Genomic DNA, 15,451 nt, shown 5'->3' with positions numbered 1-15,451 from the left:
CGACACTATTTTTGAAACCTCTCTCCGGTGGTGGTTATACTCTAGGTATGACCACCATTTTTTTAGGTCAAACGAGTGGGTTGCCTCAGATTTTACCAAGTCACTTTTATACTTATATAACAGTAAATAGCAGCAGTTAGCAAAGACCGAGTCATTTTTATTGATATCCTATAATGATAGACAGTCTGCATGAATCAAATCATTATGAGAGTTCAGATAGTGTTTAACAATATCTATAAATTGCCTTATATCAAAGAGGACGAATGATGCAAAACGAATCTATACCAAGCCTGCCAAGTATGAATCGGCAATCTTTAGGGTTTTTCCCAACGCCGTTGATTGAGCTGACCAGATTAAGCACAGCCCTTAATGGTCCTAAAATCTACATGAAACGCGATGACAATACCGGACTGGCATTGGGCGGTAATAAAACCAGAAAGCTTGAGTTTATCATTGGGGATGCCCTTGCTAAAGGTGCGGATACAATCGTGACAGCCGGTGCCGCCCAGTCAAACCATTGTCGCCAGACCGCCGCTGCCGCCGCCAGTTTGGGACTTGAATGCCATCTGGTATTGGGCGGACACGAGCCAAAACAGTTACAGGGCAATCTATTGTTAGATAAGATTTTTGGCTGCCATATCCACTGGGCTGGCAGCAACCGTAAAGGGGAAGACATTCCTCAGATTGTAGAGCAGCTCAAAAAAGAGGGTAAGAAACCCTATATTGTCCCTTATGGCGGCTCAAGCGAGCTCGGTGCTTTTGCCTTTGTTGAAGCCTTTAAAGAGCTTGAATTACAACGTCAAGAGAGGGATATCTCGTTCACGCATATCGTTTTTGCCTCCAGCTCCGGCGGCACACAAGCGGGCTTGATGCTGGGCAATAAAATCTTTCACGCGCCCTATCAGATAGTGGGCATCAATATTGATAAAGGTGAAACCGATACGGTGCCGTTTGACCAATATATTGTCTCCCTCGCCAATAGCACGGCGGCATTGATTGGGGCAGACTATACTTTTTCAGAGACAGACCTAGTACTTAACTCTGATTATGTAGGAGACGGTTACGGGGTAATTGGTGCACTAGAAAATGAAGCCATCGCCATAACCGCGCAAACAGAAGGCATATTATTAGACCCTGTTTATACAGGTCGTGCGATGGGTGGACTACTCGATATGATACGTACTGGTAAAATCAAGAAAACGGATAGTGTATTATTTTGGCATACGGGCGGCGCGCCCGCTTTATTTGCTTACGCTAGTGATTTAGCGGTATCTTAAAGCGATCGTTAATCTGTCTAGCGCTATCAAAAAGGTCGGCTGACTGTGATTAGCCGACCTTTTTATCATCCTCTCAATCATTATAAAATCTAAACTTTAATTTTTAGATATCACTGCATTCTATTCGCTAAACAATAGCTATGTTTAATCGCAAATCTTGTCAAATACAACAGACATGTTTCATTAATCTTCACTGTAAGCAATGCGTAACCTATCTAACGCCTCAAGTCTCCAATTTTCGCTAAACATCAGTAACTTAGAGCTAGATATCAAAAACATATTGAGCTTTATGACTGCTTTCTACATCCTTCGTTTAGCCAACTAACCATCACGCATTAAATATGAGTTTTAAGCATTATTTAAGTGTACAGTTGCACACATATTGTGTTACAATTTATATACAAATATCTGCATATAGTTTCATTTTATATAGAAAGTGTATATATATTGTTATTATCAGGTAATTGCGCTGTGCCGATAGGTTCCAAATTACTGAGAGATCTGATCTTAGTACGGTGAATTTTAGTCTTCAGCTAAGTCCCAAATTTTATATTATTGAAATTGCTAAAAAAACCTAATTCTTTGGAGATTTACCATGTTATTTAAAAAATCGGTTATGACTGCGGCCGTATTTGCCGTTGGTAGTTTTGCGGTTATGTCTGCGAATGCTGCAACTACAGACAATTTTGATATCGGACTCACCGTAGACAGTTCATGTAATATTACTGATAACCACGCGACTAACATCAATTTTGATAAAGCAGATAACACTATAAAAAGTGGAGCTACTTCTATTGAGGTAGTTTGTAGCAAAGGGGTTGCCTATAAGATTGCACTAACACCAAGCAATGCCAACACTTCAGGTCTCGGGGTTTTAAAAATAGGAGGAAAAGATGGGACAGGAGATGAGATCGGATATAAGTTAACCAAAACAACGGGCGGTACGGCATGGGGTAATGTTAGTGGTACAAATACATTAGATACAAATGGTGCTGGCGCATATAACCCGCAAAGTCATGGTATAACAGTCGCAACTACTACTACTACAGATGTCATCCCCGGTAGTTATGTAGATACTGTGACTGTTAGCTTTGTTCTCTAGTGCATATGTTAAACTTTTATTTACGCTATTTTATCAAGCTAATACTTTTTACTTCTTTATTACTGTCTTCTAACTTAGTATTAGCAAATGGCTTGCAGGTATCGCCTATCTCTTTAAGCTTACAGGCGCGCGAGACGGCAAGCGGGCTGACACTCAGCAATGCTGGTAATAATGTAGTGCAAGCGCAGGTGCGGGTTCAGCAGTGGACGCAGGATGATTCAGGTGACACGCTTACCCCATCGCGCGGACTGCTTGCCAGTCCACCGATAATTGAGCTACAGCCCGGTGAGCGGCAGCTGGTACGTATTATCCGCGCCAAAGCGCCGCCGCAAGGCGCAGGCGCAGTTGAGGACGCGTACCGACTGTTGGTCAATGAGGTGCCGGTTAAGCTGCCTGAAAATACCAGCGGACTACAGTTTGCGCTTAGCTACTCGCTACCGGTCTTTGTTCAACCGGTTGGCGTGGCTAAGACCAGTCCGCAGTTGCAGTGGAGTACCCATCTGCAACCAGATGGTAAAGAGGTGAAACTCTATGTCAAGAACACTGGTAATGGTCATGCCAAATTAGTAGGACTAAGCTTTACTGATACGGCAGGTACGAGTATGGATATTCATCCCGGTTTGCTTGGTTATGTGTTACCCGGTGCGACCATGAACTGGACACTGAAAATACCGCCTTCTGCTTTAACTTCAGGGGGTAAATTCAAGGTTATGCTAAATGGTACACAGACGACACCTGACGTCACGCTGGACACAAACACTCGCTAATGCCGCTTTTTTGCAAGGTTTGGCTGTCTCTATTAGCCACGCCGCGGTACTGAATAAAGATAGCTCTACGAGCAGCGTTGATACCAGCGCTGCTTTTTTGCCTGCGGCGACCGCGGTAGCGCCTACCATTCAGGCGCAAACGGATACCGTGGCTCAGGCTGATATAGATGCGGATTTGGCTCAGCTTGAGTTAGTACGCTATAGTGCCAATGATGACGATGATGGCAGTCTTGACCTGTATCTGGACGTTACACTTAATGGTGCCAGTAAAGGCTTGGTACATTTCGACTACCGTGATGAGCGCCTTTGGGTAACGACAGCTATCTTGCAACAGCTGGGCTTTATATTGCCCTCATCATTGCAGTCAAGCCATGACTCTATCGCCCTTGACAGCCTGCCTGAGCTAAAAATCGACTACGATGCGCGTCAGCAATCGCTGACTCTTATCGCGCCACTCGATATGCTTAAGCTCGATAAAACCACTCATAGTACGCGTACCGATAAGCGCCCAAAAGCGAGCGCCTCACCCGGTCTGTTAGTAAACTATAACCTTCATGCCACAAGCGCGCAGCACGGTGCCAAAAACCTGAGCGCCTATACCGAGCTGCGCGCCTTTAATGCGCTTGGCGTGGTCAGCTCTACCGCCTTAACGAATGCAAATACGGCTGCTAATAACCGTCGTCATAGTCAGTGGAAGGGTCAAACCGTGCGCCTTGATACCAGCTGGAGTCGGTCTTTTCCCGATAAGCTGTTGACGGTTCGGGCAGGCGATATTCTGACCGGCGCCTTATCATGGACGCGGTCGACACGACTGGGCGGGCTACAAATCGGCACCAATTTTAATCTGCAACCTTATCGCTCGACCACGCCGTTGCCATCGTTTTTTGGCTCAGCAACCCTACCCTCAAAGGTAGAATTGTTTGTTGATGGTCTTAAACACTATAGCGGTGAGGTACCCGCCGGTCCTTTTGAGCTGGACACCGCGCCCAGTATCAGTGGCGCAGGAACAGCGCAGCTGATAGTCACCGATGCCTTAGGTCAAAGCAAAACCCTAACTTTTTCATTATATGATACCCATCGACTGCTCCAGCCCGGACTGTCTGATTGGTCCGTTGAGCTTGGCGCGGTACGTGAAAACTATGGGACAGAATCTTTTGATTATGGAAATGGGCTGGTTGCCAGTGCAACGTGGCGCCGTGGGATTAATGACCGATTTACCGCTGAAACTCATGCTGAGCTTACGCCTGATCTTACCAATGCAGGGGTCGGCGGGACGTGGCTATTGGGACGCGCTGGCGGGATTTTGTTTGCCTCGCTCGCGGCAAGTCATAGCCAAGGTCAAAGCGGCATGCAGTACAGCACCAACTATTCATGGAATAATCGTCGCTTTAACATTGGTTTTAATGCGCTTGGCACATATGGCTCGTATCGTGATATCGGCTCGCAATATGGCAGCGCCCCGCTACATCGAAGTGAGCAGATATCTACTGGCTATAGTCTGCCGACGCTCGGTAGTTTTGGACTCAGTTACCATCAGGTCGCCCAAGCTGAAAAAGAGGACACTCGATTTGCTCGTGTTTCTTGGTCCAAGTCCTTTGGCCGCCGCTTTAGTATGAATCTTAACTATAACAATGACTTTGATCATTCAGAAAAAAGCAGTTTGTCGATAGGTGCCTCGCTAGCACTAGCGCGCAATATGTCAATGAGAAGCAGCTTGCAACACACCGCAGCGCAAGACATTATCACAGCAGATATCTCAAAATCAGCGCCAAGCGCGGGTGGTATTGATTGGCGCGCGCAGGTACGCCACAGCGCCGCTAGTCCATCAGACGATAGGTTAAATAGTCAGGCAAAAGACAGTACAGGCGCGTTGGCTGAGCTGAGCTACCTTGGACGCTACGGACGAGTTCAAGCTGGTATTAGCAGTAATGATGACAGCTATGCCACTTACGCCAGTGGCACAGGGTCGCTTGTGATGATGGGTGGCGGTATGTTTCCTGCACGCCAAATCAGTAGTGGATTTGCAGTGGTCTCAACCGGCGGTATCGCTGATGTGCCCGTCCTATTGCAAAACAATCCTATTGGCACAACCAACCGCCGCGGCCTGCTACTGGTGACACCGCTCAACGCCTATCAAGAGAATAAGATTGCTATCGACCCGATGCAGCTGCCAGCAGATTTACGCATTAATAAAGTCAGTCAGGACGCGACCCCAACTGACCGAGCCGGAGTGATGGTCGCTTTTGATATCACGCCCGTGCGCTCAGCAACCCTGGTCTTAGTTGATAGTAATGAGCAACCGATTGCCCTTGGCAGTCAAGTGACCTTACTGTCCAACGAAGATAAGCCAACTACCGTAGTGGGTTTTGATGGAGAGGTATATTTGGATACATTGGACGCCCACAATATCCTTGAGGTCACCACCCCTGATGCGAGCATTTGTACTGTGCGTTTTGAATACACCAAGCAAGGGGATGAGATTCCGCTTCTCGGTCCTTTTATCTGTGAAAAGGTACAGAAATGATAAAAACATCTCACTGGCACTATAGACACTGTCTTTTTCCTATCGCCTTAGTTGGTGTTATCTTCTGCAAGCCTACCGCTGTATTCGCAGATATTGGGTCTGGAACTATTACCTGCTCCCAATCATCTATTGCAAATAACATTAATGACATCTCTTTTGGCGCAGTGGATCCTTTATCTAGCCAGACAGATACATCAGCGACCTTGAAATATGCATGTAAAGGAAATGGTCAGGAATCAAGCGCCCGAGTCTGCTTCACTTTTGGTCCTTTAAACACTAATGATCGTAAGCTGTCTGGACCGAATAACTCGCTGATGGCTTTTGATTTATTTTCAGACCCTAGTCGGAAGGCCTCGATAACCTCTGACAATCCGCTACAAGTAGTCTTTAACAGCAGCAACAGCACAACAGTAAATGCTAGCATTACTGTATATGCTCAAACACTTGCTGGACAGACGCAGCTTATTTCAGGCTCCTATTCCTTACAAAGCCAAGTGTTTATGACGGTCAACTCAGTGTTAGGGAGTAGCGCGCCACCTGATTGCATTAAAGCTGACACTACCTCCTCAGCTTCAACCTACGATTTTACTTACAAGAGCAATGCCTCTGTAAGTGATCACTGTACTGTCACTACAACAGGTGCTTTGGATCTTGGCCGTGTTTCGGCATCAACTATGCCCACGATAGGTTCGGCAAGCAATCTTATTAATGTCACCTGCACCAATTCTACTTCCTATAAGATTGGCTTAATGCCTTCTAATGACAATACGACTGGTAAGGGCATTATGACAGGCAGCAATGGCGAGCCTACCTTACCTTATCAACTGCAATCTGATGCAAGCGGTACAGAATGGGGCAATAATGGAAATACTTATGCTGCCCTCACCAATGGTGTAACAGGTAAAGGCAATGGTGCGGCGCAAGCCCATACGGTATACATTACCGTCCCAAACACGGATGTCACCCCTGATAGCTATTCTGATAGGGTGACTGTGACCGTATATTATTAATAACCTGATAAAAGCCAACAGCAAGAGCAAAGACACGCCTTTTCATAAAGCTTACCTATCTTTGCTTAAACCTAATATGTTCATCAGTAGACTGCCACCATTTAAGTCTTAATGGACATAGAACTCTTGATGCGTATTCACACTAAGGTATACATTTATCAATGTACAACAGGCGTACCCTCTGTACTAAAAGCAAAGCTTTTATTGCTAAAATTACCGATCATGACCGCCTCAATGACAGGCGTCACCGTATCATCGACCCCTTCTACTTCAATGATAAAGTTGGCACCAGAACCCCCTTTATCCTCCTCTTTTTCGACGATATAATTTAAGGTTGCCATCGCTGGTAGCTCAATGGGCGCTCTTAAATAGGACTTTACCAAGGCACCATCAGTATCATAATAATCAATTTTATTGATATACAATGATTTTTTTAATGTGGTATTACGCACGCTGAGTGTGGCAGAGAGCAGGACGGTACGATTGTCTCTGTCGGTATAAATTTCTGAATATATGGGCACATAAAACGTTTGTTTATAGCCAAACTTACTGTGATCCATATCCTTTGACGTCTTTTCAAGCTCTTTAATAGGGTCCTTATGTTTTTCTGAAAACATCACATTTGGATCTTGTATAGAGCGATCACAGCCTGAAATTAACATCAGGGCAGTCAGGCACAGCATAGATAGTCGATATTTCCTCATGGCCTCTTTCCTTATTTAATGAGCTTTCACCCCAACACTGCGTAAAAACTTATTAATATGTGTATTCGCACCATAAATAATCAGTACGTCATCATCTTGTAGCACTTGTTCAGGCGCGGCTAAGCCTTGTATATTTGGTTTGGTTTGCATACGACCAAAGCTGTCCTCATAATGCTCATGACACATGGTGCTAAGCAACTTGATATTAAATCGGTGTTCAAGCTGTAGCTCGCCGATGGTTCTACCAATCAAATCGGTTGGAATACTAATTTCGACAATACTAAAGTTGTCACTCAGCTCGAACGAGTCTACAAAATAACGCAAGGACAGCCGTTTCGCCCAGCGCATTGCCGCCTCTTTCTCAGGATGAAAAATATCATCAACCCCAATCGCCTGTAGGACTTTTTCGTGTAATGGATTGATACTACGACTGATCAAACGCCGCGCATTTAGCGTTTTAAAAAGCGCGGTCGCCATCACATTGGCACCTTGATCTTCACCAATGGCTACCACGACAATATCGGTATCTTTAATTGGTAGACCATTGACCGTATATTCATCGGTCGCATCCATACAGATGGTATGAGTAATCACCTCCTTATACGTTTCCACTTTTTGCATACTACTATCAATAGCAATGACCTCATGACCTTGACTGGTCAGCGCCATACCAAGCGAGGAGCCAAAACTGCCCAAACCTGCGATAATAAATTTCATAATATTCCTTGTCACTCAACTCTATATTAGAGCGATAGCAATGCGATGGATTAGTTAATAGTAATCTCTTCTGTTGGATAACGGTAGTTACGCTCATGTCTATTTTTGAGTAAGGCAATAAAAATCGTCAGCATACTGACGCGCCCAACGAACATAATGACTGAAACCACAATTTTGCTAAATGTAGACAGCTCCGTGGTCAAGTTTAAGCTTAAACCCACCGTACTATAAGCTGAAAAGCATTCAAATATCACTTTGATCAAATCAAGCTCAGGCTGATCATAACTGATCAAAGTCACGCCCAGCCCGATCACTAGTAAGGACAACCACATAACGGAGAACGCACGGCGAATAGAATTGTCTGCAATTTCGCGTTTGAACACTTCAACTTTGGTCTGTCCACGCGCTAAACTCAAGGTATTTAGGAAGGCAATGGCAAAGGTGCTGGTTTTAATACCACCTCCCGTAGAGTTTGGAGATGCGCCAATCCACATCAAAAAAATGGTCAGCATAATAGTTGGAAAAGCCAAAGCGTCCATGTCGATATTATTAAAGCCTGCGGTTCTAGGTGTTGCAGCAGTAAAAAGCCCCGCTACCAGCTTGCCATACCAACTGCTGTGCTCCGCCAATACCCCATGATATTCAAACATCATCACTCCCATCAGCCCGACTAACAGTAAAGCACCCGAGGTGATTAGAGTAATCCGACTATTGATACTTAGCAGCCAAGGCTGATAGGCATAGCGCTGCCCATCACGACACAGCGCTCTTTGCATACGGTGGCGCAGATAGCGGAGCAAATTGACAACGATCAAAAAGCCCATACCACCAAATAAGAAGGTAATACTGATAATCAGCTGTAAAGGATAATTAAAGCGCAGTGAGGCATCGTATAACCCGGCACTAAAGGTAGAGAATCCCGCATTACAAAATGCTGAAACCGCATGAAATACCGAGAAGAATAAACGCTCAAAGATGTTCATGCCTGCCAAATCATAAATACTGATATAAATCAGTATTGCAGCCAGTGCCTCAATACCGAAGGTGACATATAAAATAGACTTTAAGGTTGTCACCATATCGCCCATACGTGGCGAATACGTCATCTCACTGATACTGAGCTGGGTCTCGTAACTGATACCACCCTTAAAAAAGTAACTAAAATACGTCACAAACGTGAGGATGCCAAGACCGCCTATTTGGATAAGCCCTAAGATAATCACTTGCCCAAAGGTAGTGAAATGGGTTGCGGTATCGACGACAATGAGCCCGGTTACACAAACGGCGCTGGTCGCGGTAAATAAGGCGTCTATAAAGGAGATCGGCTGATTGGTAGCATTGGGCATCATTAACAACAATGATCCGACCAGTATCACCGATAAAAAACTTAAGATAAAAAATTGACCGGGGTTTAAAAAGGCACGGTTAAGAATGAAGTTATTGTCCGATATCTCGCGGATAAAAGTGACCAATACGGCAATCTTGATGGCGATAAAACCGTCAGCAGGCGTAGATAACCCTGATTGAAACAGTTCCGTAAAATGTAGGACAAGCAAGACTAAAATGGCAATGCTGGTCAATAAGTCAAAGACGGCGACTTTATTGACTGTTAGGCGTCTTTTTGGACGCATATAACGTCTTAGCGTAGTGACAAAGCCGAGTAAGATGATACTCATATAAAACAAGTGAAACAGTTGTTGTAACCAGACAGACAAGGTAAAACCACTGTCAATTAAGGCGACGCCCACACCAATGAGACTGATTACCACGATAAATTTATTCAATAACCGATACGGAATACCCACATACATAGCTTAGGTCCAGAAAAGGAATAACCAGAATACTTATACTCCTTTTTTCTGTCATATACTAAGCGTGGTTTTAGATAATCGTAACCAGTTATGTGTTCTGGCATGAGCCACTACAATATTCGTCTTAGTTGTATTTCTAATGAGTGTTTTAACCAGAGCGTCCCGACCTTTTTCATCCGAATATCTGTGGTAACGAGCACTATTTATCATCATGTATTAACAATAAAACCACTGATTGCGATAATGTTTATTGCCAGACTGAATAAACGATCAAGGACGAGGATGTATTATGAAAATGACTTCTAAAGATAGCGTACACTCATTGATACCGACGCTACATTATAATGCTGGCTGCACCTGCCCAAAATGTGGCTGTAACGCGGCATCAACTTGTGATCAATGCGATCGCTGTGCAAAATGCTGTGAGTGTGGTGAAAAATAGCACTTTTACTACAGCCGCCCTAACCTTTTTAGCCACTCATATTAAAAAAGCAGCCGCTAGCGGCTGCTTTTTTAATTTTTATATGTCGACTTGCAAAAATAATGAGTAAATAAAAGCTATAAACTTTATGGTGTTAATGTTCAGCTGTTCAATTTACTAGGATGACAGTTAACCTTTATGTGCTGCAATCCAGCTTTGCATCTGCTCAATTTCAGGCTGTTGGGCATCGATGATTTCTTGCGCCAGCTTACGCATCTCAGGATTTTTACCATATTTAAGCTGCGTTGTTGCCATATCGACTGCCCCAACATGATGAGTCAACATACCACGAGCAAATGCCATATCTGGTACTGGGTCAGCGATACCTGCCATCATCTCACCATGCATCGCATCCATGCCTTTAGCATAAGCTTGCTGCATGGCTTTGGTATCCGCTGTTGGCGTTTTGCTATCCGGATTGTTGCTAAGCCATGTTTTCATCTGCTCAATCTCAGGCTGCTGCGCATCGATGATAGCTTCAGCCAGCTTACGCATCTCTGTATCGGTGCCGTATTTTAGCTCAATCTCAGCCATATCTACCGCGCCCACATGATGAGCAAGCATACCTTGAGCAAATGCGGCATCTGGATCATTATAATCCATGCCTATCATCATCTCTTCATGCATCTTGGTCATGGAGTCGCTATATTCCTTTAGCATCGCCGTCATTGGTGTGCCATCTGCGACCATAGTGCCTGCACTCATATCATGACCTGCATGCGGGTCTGCTGCTGCCGTACTTTCTGATGCAGTCACGTCAACTTTATCAGTGGCTGGTTGGCAGGCGCTTAGTGCCAATAGGATACTGGTGGCGAGAGCAAAGGTGCTTAATTTATGATTCATGGGACTGCCTTAGCTGGTAATAATTTAATTTAAGTAGGATAAGTTCGATAAATGCCAAGTTATAGCTGCTGCTCAGCTGAGACAATATCAGCATAAACCTCAGTGGTACCGTCTTTATTGAGCTGCATAATCTGATAAGGCGCGAATTTGTCTTGATATTCCATACCTGGGCTACCAACTGGCATACCGGGTACCGCAAGACCGAGCGCTTGTACTGGTGGGCTTTCTAAAAACTGCGCCACATATTTCGCTGGTACATGACCTTCAAAAACATAACCGTCGGTTGTAACAGCAGTATGGCAAGAGCGCATCTTCGCTGGGACGCCGTAGCGCTCCTTAAACACTGCCAACTCCGTAACATCCTGCGCAGTGGCACTCATGCCGTTATCTTCAGCATGGCTGATCCAGTCTTTACAGCAGCCGCAATTGGCATCTTTATAGACGGTTGCTGAAACGCTCTTTAATAGGTCTGGATTGCTCACTGTGGTTGACATGAGCGGTGGGGTTTGAGTATGTGGCTCAGAAGTATTGGCCATCACCGCCGCGCTAGTATCATTTTGGAGGGCGTTTGTATCGGACGCGCCATTGTCAGGTTGGCTACAGGCAAACAAGGTTGATGCAGCAACTAACCACACGGCACTTTGTAAGATTTTATAGGACTGACGTTTTTTAGAAGTAGGACTAGAATCAGACATAAAGGCGCTCATTATTTGATCTCATGTATTTTTTTGTATTATATCAAATAACACCTAGGCTCAATCAAGACAGCAAGTCACTTACCACAATGACTTTAACAAAATATGACATTCTCATAACAATGCTGGCAGGTTGCCCTATCATAAATTCTATAACTTCCTTATACCCCTATCTTACTCACCCCTGCTCGGCTTTGATCATCTTGACACCGCCATAGGTGACCAATATTACCCCGAGCGCAATTAATGAGGCACCTAAGATTAGCCCCTCCGGCGGCTTCTCATGTTGTAAAAAGATAGCAATTGGCACACCGATTACCGCCCCTACTGCCCCTAATAAGCTTAGCAGCACAGGACCGCCAGTTTTTTGCAGTAAAAACAGCAGTAAAAACTGCCCAGCAAATACAAATGCTTGTAGCACAATGATAATAAAGGGCAAAGGTGCTGTCATCGGAACGGCCAATGAGTAATGAGGGAAAATACCAACTAGAGCAAGCAGTCCTGAGGCCGCAATCAGCATACCGGGCGCCAATGCACTAGCAGAGAGATTGTCTGGCCAATATAGCGTGCGATAAATATTGCCGATGGCAAGCAAAATAGGACCACAAAGGGTCAATATAATCCAAAATATACTGGCATCTGGCGCAGAAAACTTACGAGCTGCCAATACGCCTGCTCCAGCGAGTGCTGCGACCACACCAAGAGCGCGAAGCTTGGTAAATGGCTCTATACGCAGCACAATTGCAGCAAGATAAGTAAGCAGCGGCGGCAAAGAGATTATCAAAGCGACAAAACTTGCGCCAACATGGGGAATCGCTGAGAAAAATATTAAATTGGACCCTGCCACACTGACCAATGCTGCCACAAAATAATAGCTCAGAATAGGTTTGCTTAAAGGCGGTAGCTCATGACGCCACAGCGCATACACAAATAAAATAACCGCAGCACCTGTAATAGACCAAAACAAAAATGCCAGTGGCGTCAGCCCAATCTCGCCTGCATATTTTGCCAAATTGGTAGAGATGCCGATTAAAGCGCCGCCAGCGAGCAGACAAAGCAGGGGCATGAGCCATGCTTTTTTATTACCTAAAACCCCTTGTTGCCCTGACGCCCGCATAGCTTAGCCTACTCATCTACCTTATGATGCCAACCACGATAGATTAGCACTCGCGCCATTGCAACCACAAACGCGTATCCAGCTCTAACTGATGATAGTCAGGCTCCATATGACAGCACAGCTGATAAAATGCCTTGTTATGCTCCTGCTCTTTAAAGTGCGCCAATTCATGGACCACAATCATCCGTAAAAACTCAGGCGGCGCCTCTTTAAATAAACTTGCAACCGTAATGCTATTATGTGCTTTTAGCTTGCTGCCTTGCACGCGCGACTGATAAGTATGTATCCCCAGCGCGTGTTTGAGTACAGTCAGCTTACTGTTATAAGTCACTTGAGACAGTGGATTGCTTTTACGCATATACTGATTTTTTATGTCATTAATATAGTGATATAACGCTTTATCGCTTTGTATTTGGTGTCTTTCAGGGTAATTCTTATCCAAATAATTGCCTAGCTTGCCGCTACTAATCAGCATGGCAGCTTGATTTTGGATATCCTCAGAATAATGAGCAATATATTTTAAGGTGGTCACTGCTTTTATCCTTTGTCTTTGATGCTTTGCATTTTTCTTTCAGTATTATAGGACAAAAAGACTTTTTTACCCTGACATGCTGTGTTTATTTTATCATTGAGTCCTGCTAACTGTTCTTTAAGCAGGTAAAATAGGGGCATTATGGTCGATATTTGAGCAATAACGATTAGATTTATAATTAATCTCATAATAAGGTTGACAGCCTATCTCTACTTGGCTAAAATGTGCCCCACATAACGCAAACAAGACAAGCAATGACGCTTATTAAAGCCTTTGTAAAACTTGACGTTATTACCAATTATTCTCCAATAGCTCAGTTGGTAGAGCAACGGACTGTTAATCCGTGTGTCCCTGGTTCGAGCCCAGGTTGGAGAGCCATATACGAAAAGACCTTCATCACTTATTTGATGGAGGTCTTTTTTTGGTTTGTATTTATTAATCCCTTATTAATATGGCCATTAACGCAGCTTCAGTGTTCTTTTGGAGACTTTTGTTGTATGGTAAGGGTAGATATAAGATTAAGTCAGTATTGCCTGAGTGCTTTATTCCTACTCACTAATAGTAATGGTTTATTATGATACCTGTACGTATAAAAAATAAGTTTTCTGATCATCCGCAAAAAATCATGCGCCCTGTCAGTATTCGCCTCTCTGAAGAGATGATTGAGCTTTTAACAGCAACTGCATCAGAGCTGGGTTTTAAGCGTATTCAAGGTCTGATTCGCCTATATATTCGTCAAGGTCTGGATCGTGACCATCAAGACTATACGCTTGCCCATGATGAGGTCTTTATTGAGACGTTACGCAAAAAAGGCGTGAGCCAGCGCATTATTGATGAGGCGATCGTGGTCACTCACAATAACAATATCACCCATTCTTTGTCTGATCTGCAAGAAAACAAATAGCAGTAGCACTTAAATATATAAGCATTTAAATATATAAGCCTTGAATGTTCCACGCATTAATAAAGACTAAGCAAACCTAACGGTGCTTGGTCTTTTTTTGCGACTGTTAATACTGCCCTTATTTGGCGTTAAATAAACATACACAACGGTGAGATACAATACATTAAGATAACCACTATCATGGCTCATATGGAGGTAGCAGATGATGGGTTTATACAAACATTTAAACAAAGTTATGTTTTTGACAATGAGCTTAGGGCTATTCCCTGTCCTCTATGGTTGCTCACAGCCGCAAGTAGATCCTAGCCAGCAAACCATACCGACCAACTCCGATCAATGGCAAGAGTCATTGGGCGACACCTTTGAGCGCCTGCCTGAAGCAGATAGAAAGCTGCTCAGCCGCTATATGCTACGTATGAAGCTCAGTAGTGCTTATGAATCGGGCGCGATGCCACGTATCACAATTAAACAAGCTTTGATCCAACAGCGCGAGTATGAGCGCCTGCACCCTACCAACCCAACGGGTAAGAAAAGCCCGATTGTGACCAGCCAACAGATAGAAACTGCCAATCACCTCAATTATCCTGTTGCCCTATTACCTGTCAAAACCAGCGATAGCGATAGCTTAAACCAAGTCAAGCTAGAGTTTATGCTGTCAAATCATGGCAAAGTAGCCATCGAGAGTTTTCAAGGCACTCTTACGATGAAAGAGAAACGTTTGACCAAAAATAAACGTTTCAATGTGCCATTAACCCAGTTCGAGCCACCTATCGCTCCAGAGCAATCTGGCAAGATAATCCTTGAGAGCAGTATTGAAGATATCAATGTCATGCGTGCTATTAAAAATAACACCGGAGTGAGCATTGAGATCACTGAGGGTAAAATGATATTGGCAGATGGACAGGAAATTGAATTTGACGAGTTACTAGCCAAATAAGACAAAGGCTTTAAACTCTATAGCAATATA

Annotated in this window: 15 protein-coding genes and 1 tRNA gene; 9 read left to right on the top strand and 7 right to left on the bottom strand. The window is 44.2% G+C overall.

What is annotated here, in order from left to right; all coding sequences use genetic code 11:
• The first annotated feature begins 263 nt into the window (after positions 1 to 263).
• The 5 genes from ABYU67_RS00820 (at position 264) to ABYU67_RS00800 (ending at position 6,680) form a co-directional block, all read left to right on the top strand.
• Positions 264 to 1,277, top strand: a complete 1,014-nt coding sequence (locus ABYU67_RS00820; protein ID WP_372843066.1) for a D-cysteine desulfhydrase family protein — start codon at positions 264 to 266, stop codon at positions 1,275 to 1,277.
• Between the two features lie 595 nt (positions 1,278 to 1,872).
• Entirely contained in the window at positions 1,873 to 2,379 is a 507-nt protein-coding gene (locus ABYU67_RS00815) for a spore coat protein U domain-containing protein (RefSeq protein WP_372843065.1), read from the top strand.
• Positions 2,380 to 2,471: 92 nt separating this feature from the next.
• Positions 2,472 to 3,146, top strand: coding sequence for a molecular chaperone (locus ABYU67_RS00810; RefSeq protein WP_372843063.1), 675 nt, complete (start codon positions 2,472 to 2,474; stop codon positions 3,144 to 3,146).
• Entirely contained in the window at positions 3,097 to 5,670 is a 2,574-nt protein-coding gene (locus ABYU67_RS00805; RefSeq protein ID WP_372843061.1) for a fimbria/pilus outer membrane usher protein, read from the top strand. Before ABYU67_RS00810 ends, ABYU67_RS00805 begins: the two co-directional genes overlap by 50 nt.
• A complete protein-coding gene (locus ABYU67_RS00800; RefSeq protein ID WP_372843060.1) occupies positions 5,667 to 6,680 on the top strand; it encodes a spore coat U domain-containing protein in 1,014 nt (337 codons plus the stop codon). The genes ABYU67_RS00805 and ABYU67_RS00800 overlap by 4 nt, the downstream gene beginning before the upstream one ends.
• Positions 6,681 to 6,838: 158 nt before the next feature.
• Here the strand turns inward: ABYU67_RS00800 and ABYU67_RS00795 are convergent, their stop codons facing one another.
• Genes ABYU67_RS00795 through ABYU67_RS00785 form a run of 3 tightly spaced genes read right to left on the bottom strand, consistent with a single transcriptional unit; the run spans position 6,839 to position 9,912 of the window.
• Entirely contained in the window at positions 6,839 to 7,384 is a 546-nt protein-coding gene (locus tag ABYU67_RS00795; RefSeq protein WP_372843059.1) for a DUF3124 domain-containing protein, read from the bottom strand.
• A gap of 15 nt (positions 7,385 to 7,399) precedes the next feature.
• Positions 7,400 to 8,101: a TrkA family potassium uptake protein gene (locus ABYU67_RS00790; RefSeq protein WP_372843058.1), complete on the bottom strand. Its 702-nt coding sequence runs from the start codon at positions 8,099 to 8,101 to the stop codon at positions 7,400 to 7,402.
• A gap of 50 nt (positions 8,102 to 8,151) precedes the next feature.
• The gene (locus ABYU67_RS00785; protein ID WP_372843057.1) at positions 8,152 to 9,912 is read right to left on the bottom strand and encodes a TrkH family potassium uptake protein; all 1,761 of its coding nucleotides are present in this window, start codon (positions 9,910 to 9,912) and stop codon (positions 8,152 to 8,154) included.
• 289 nt (positions 9,913 to 10,201) lie between these two features.
• Between ABYU67_RS00785 and ABYU67_RS00780 the strand changes: the two genes are divergently transcribed.
• On the top strand, positions 10,202 to 10,354 hold the full coding sequence (locus ABYU67_RS00780) for a hypothetical protein (protein ID WP_372843056.1): 153 nt from the start codon (positions 10,202 to 10,204) through the stop codon (positions 10,352 to 10,354).
• Between the two features lie 168 nt (positions 10,355 to 10,522).
• Here ABYU67_RS00780 and ABYU67_RS00775 read toward each other — a convergent pair whose 3' ends face one another.
• From ABYU67_RS00775 to ABYU67_RS00760, 4 genes are all read right to left on the bottom strand, one after another.
• Entirely contained in the window at positions 10,523 to 11,236 is a 714-nt protein-coding gene (locus ABYU67_RS00775) for a DUF305 domain-containing protein (protein ID WP_372843054.1), read from the bottom strand.
• Positions 11,237 to 11,295: 59 nt separating this feature from the next.
• Positions 11,296 to 11,943 (bottom strand): DUF411 domain-containing protein, encoded by a 648-nt coding sequence (locus ABYU67_RS00770; protein ID WP_372843053.1) that lies wholly within the window; start codon positions 11,941 to 11,943, stop codon positions 11,296 to 11,298.
• A gap of 166 nt (positions 11,944 to 12,109) precedes the next feature.
• A complete protein-coding gene (locus tag ABYU67_RS00765) occupies positions 12,110 to 13,048 on the bottom strand; it encodes a DMT family transporter (RefSeq protein WP_372843052.1) in 939 nt (312 codons plus the stop codon).
• 43 nt (positions 13,049 to 13,091) lie between these two features.
• Positions 13,092 to 13,580 (bottom strand): M48 family metallopeptidase, encoded by a 489-nt coding sequence (locus tag ABYU67_RS00760; protein WP_372843051.1) that lies wholly within the window; start codon positions 13,578 to 13,580, stop codon positions 13,092 to 13,094.
• 302 nt (positions 13,581 to 13,882) lie between these two features.
• On the opposite strand from ABYU67_RS00760, the gene ABYU67_RS00755 reads away from it, so the two are divergent.
• The 3 genes from ABYU67_RS00755 to ABYU67_RS00745 all read left to right on the top strand — a co-directional run bounded on the left by ABYU67_RS00755 (position 13,883) and on the right by ABYU67_RS00745 (position 15,421).
• Positions 13,883 to 13,958, top strand: a tRNA-Asn gene (locus ABYU67_RS00755).
• Between the two features lie 196 nt (positions 13,959 to 14,154).
• Positions 14,155 to 14,484, top strand: a complete 330-nt coding sequence (locus tag ABYU67_RS00750) for a CopG family transcriptional regulator (RefSeq protein ID WP_372843049.1) — start codon at positions 14,155 to 14,157, stop codon at positions 14,482 to 14,484.
• Positions 14,485 to 14,686: 202 nt separating this feature from the next.
• Positions 14,687 to 15,421, top strand: coding sequence for a hypothetical protein (locus tag ABYU67_RS00745; RefSeq protein ID WP_372843048.1), 735 nt, complete (start codon positions 14,687 to 14,689; stop codon positions 15,419 to 15,421).
• Positions 15,422 to 15,451 lie beyond the last annotated feature (30 nt).

The organism is Psychrobacter sp. (genome assembly GCF_041554015.1).
GTDB lineage: Bacteria > Pseudomonadota > Gammaproteobacteria > Pseudomonadales > Moraxellaceae > Psychrobacter.
Note: the sequence above shows the minus strand (reverse complement) of the source record. Positions and strands in the feature narration are given on the sequence as shown.